The organism is Thauera aminoaromatica S2 (assembly GCF_000310185.1).
In the GTDB taxonomy this organism is placed as follows: Bacteria; Pseudomonadota; Gammaproteobacteria; order Burkholderiales; family Rhodocyclaceae; genus Thauera; species Thauera aminoaromatica.
On the sequence record NZ_AMXD01000237.1, the window covers coordinates 1 to 2677 of the forward strand.

The following is a 2677-nucleotide window of genomic DNA, read 5'->3' on the forward strand; positions in this document are numbered from 1 at the left end:
GAGCTCGCCGCCGCCGCGCTCGACGCGCTGCCGCCCGGCGCGGTCACGGTGCTGCTCGCCGAGCGCCCGCTCGACGACCCGCAGGGCCTCGGCGCGCACAAGACCACGCTGCGCGCGCGCTACGACGAGGGCCTCCGCGCCGCGCTGGCCGCGGGCGCCTTCGACACGCTGTTCTTCGACTCGGCGGGCCGCCTCACCGAGGGCGCGCGCAGCAACGTCTTCCTGCTCCTCGACGGCGAGTGGCGCACCCCGCCCGCCGGCCGCGGCGTGCTGCCCGGCACGATGCGCGCCGCGCTGCTGGAGGATCCGTCCTGGGCCGCGCGCGAGGCCGAGCTGCGCGTGGAGGACCTGCTGCGCGCGCAGCGCATCGTGCTGACGAACGCGCTGCGCGGGGTGGTGGAGGCGAGGCTGGAGCGCGCCGTCGGCGGTCGCTGAGCCGGCGGCGAGTGCTCGGGTCCGACCCAGGGTGGCTCGCCAGCGTGCGGCCGGCATCCGCGGGCGGATCCCGGGAGTGGTTTGACAGGCTGGAGGCGCGCGGCTAACCTCGGCCGCGTTTCATGGTTGCCTGCCCTCACCGGCCGGCATGAAAAGGGAATCCGGTAACACGCCCGCGCGTGCAAGCCGGAGCTGCCCCCGCAACTGTATGCGACGAGTCGCGTGCCCATCTGGCCACTGGAGTCTCTCCGGGAAGGCTGGCACGAGGCGAGGACCCGCAAGCCAGGAGACCTGCCATGGACATCACCTTCATTCGTTTAGGGCGGGGTGTCCCTGACAAGAGGCATGGTCCATACCATTTCACTTGCTCGTCTCGCAGATGATCCGGCAGTTCCCTGCGCCCTTCGCGGCGCCGGGGAGGCTGGGACGCGTCCGCCGGAGATCCCGCCCGCCTGCCCGGGGTCTCCGCCATGTCCGTCGTCGCCAGTCCAGTCTCGCCCAGTTCCCTCGCTGCGGATGATCGCAAGCGGCACCGCCCTCCCGGCCCGCTGCTCGGGTTCGCGCCGGCGGATGCCGAGCGCATCCTCGCCCACCTCGTGGCGCTCGATGTCGACGATCGCTTCCTTCGCTTCGGCTACGGCATCGGTGACGAGGGGATCGCCCGCTACGTCGCCCGCATCGACTTCGCGCGCGACCACGTCCACGGCCTGACCGACGCGGGCGGAAGGGTCGTGGCGCTCGCGCACATGGCCGTCCGCGATGGCGAGGTCGATTTCGGTCTCAGCGTGGCACCCGCCTGGCGCCGCCGCGGCTGGGGCCGGACCCTGTTCGCCCACGTCGTCGAGCTCGCACCCCTGCTGCGCGCGCAGCGCGTGCTGTGCCACAGCATCAGCCCCGCGGTGCTGCACATGGCCGGCGCCAGCGGTTTTCGCCGCGTGGGCGGCAATCCGGCCGCGCCCCTGGTGCTGGACATTCCAGTCGGCTGACGCCTCGGCTACCGGAGCACTCGACCGGTTTTTCAGCCGGCTCCGGCGACGCGAGGGAAGCCATTTCGGCGGAGCTTCAGCGAGAAGGTGCGCCAAACCGCTGAATCCAGGGCTCACGCCGCAGTGAGCGGCACCGCGAACTTCGGGAATGCCCTGAGCAGCCTGGCTTCCATCGTCACCAGTTTCACGTCCAGGCGCAGGGCCAGCGCGGCAAACTCGCAGTCATACGCAGAACAATCGGTGTCGCGCACGAGCTCCAGTACCCGCTGAGAGTCGACTTTATGCTCGTTCCCCGCAAGCAGGCTCTCCGCCTCGGCCTGCAAGGCGCGCGCATCATCGAAAGCCAGGGTCTTTCGTCGCAGGTAACCCGCGAGAATGCTGCGGAACTCGCTGCGCCACAGCACCGGCGCCACCCACTCCGGGTCATGCTCCAGCAGCGCCTCGGCATGTGTAGTGAACTCGGTCGGCAGGTACAGGTACGCCAGGACATTGGTATCCACCACGATCACAGGCGGTCCTCGCGCTTCAAGGCGTCGATGTCGTGCGCCCTGAACTTCGACGCTGGCAGTGCAGCTCGCAATGCGCGGGCACGGGCCAGTCGCTCACTCGGGGCGATCCTGCCCGGCAGCAACACGGTCTCCAGGCACACGATCGCTTCGCTGTTCAGGCTGCGCCTGTGCGTTACCGCCGACGCCTTCAGACGTTGGTATATCTCATCTGGAATATTCTTCAGGGTCAGCGTAGTGGGCATGGCAGGCTCCTTCCAAAGTGGAACCATAATGGTTCTTGAGGCCAGTGCGTCAAGCCGATACGTCCACCATATCGACCACATCGCGCGCCAGGTGCGATTCGGGCAGCCAATCCTGCAACGAGGGCGGCAGAGGTAGTCCGCCAGCTTGCTAGGCGCTGCCCAGCAACTGCGCCAGACAGGTCGCCCCCGATTCGGAGAATGCGCGGTGAACCTGCACGCCCGCAGCGCCGCTCGCGCGGACTTCGGCGACGTCGCTTGCCTTGCGGATGCCGCCCACTGCCACCACGGCCGGACCGTCGGACACTGCGGTGATCAGAACGTGCAGGCGCGAGAGGCGCTTCGGGTCGTCGTCCGGCAGCACGGCCGTCAGCAGGTCGAAGCCTGCTGCCGCGGCGGCGAGGGCGACCGCCGGCGGCGCCTCATTCGCCCAGTTCGCCCCGCCGAGCCTGAACTTGAGCGCGAGCGGAACCCGGCGCGGCAGCCCGGCGCGCGCCGCCGCCACCGC

At 69.9% G+C, this 2677-nt stretch carries 4 protein-coding genes, 1 pseudogene and 1 riboswitch; of the genes and pseudogenes, 2 read left to right on the plus strand and 3 right to left on the minus strand.

Translation table 11 applies throughout. The annotated features are described in order from the left end of the window. Positions 1-435: aminotransferase class IV (locus C665_RS19060; RefSeq protein ID WP_004327577.1), on the plus strand; the 435-nt coding region annotated here is incomplete at its 5' end. A gap of 106 nt (positions 436-541) precedes the next feature. Continuing rightward, positions 542-748, plus strand: a riboswitch (cobalamin riboswitch). A gap of 157 nt (positions 749-905) precedes the next feature. Continuing rightward, on the plus strand, positions 906-1421 hold the full coding sequence (locus C665_RS19065) for a GNAT family N-acetyltransferase (RefSeq protein WP_004327579.1): 516 nt from the start codon (positions 906-908) through the stop codon (positions 1419-1421). Positions 1422-1534: 113 nt separating this feature from the next. On the opposite strand, the gene C665_RS19070 is transcribed toward C665_RS19065, so the two are convergent. From C665_RS19070 to C665_RS19080, 3 genes and pseudogenes are all read right to left on the minus strand, one after another. Next, positions 1535-1924, minus strand: coding sequence for a type II toxin-antitoxin system VapC family toxin (locus tag C665_RS19070; RefSeq protein ID WP_245537196.1), 390 nt, complete (start codon positions 1922-1924; stop codon positions 1535-1537). A 2-nt stretch (positions 1925-1926) separates the two neighbouring features. After that, entirely contained in the window at positions 1927-2172 is a 246-nt protein-coding gene (locus tag C665_RS19075) for a FitA-like ribbon-helix-helix domain-containing protein (RefSeq protein ID WP_004327583.1), read from the minus strand. Positions 2173-2320: 148 nt separating this feature from the next. After that, positions 2321-2677, minus strand: a pseudogene (locus tag C665_RS19080) (hypothetical protein); the annotation flags it as partial.

Excerpts from the sequence above, each read along its gene's own strand:
- C665_RS19065 (WP_004327579.1), top strand. The coding sequence starts at position 906 with ATGTCCGTCGTCGCCAGTCCAGTCTCGCCCAGTTCCCTCGCTGCGGAT.
- C665_RS19075 (WP_004327583.1), bottom strand. The coding sequence starts at position 2,172 with ATGCCCACTACGCTGACCCTGAAGAATATTCCAGATGAGATATACCAA.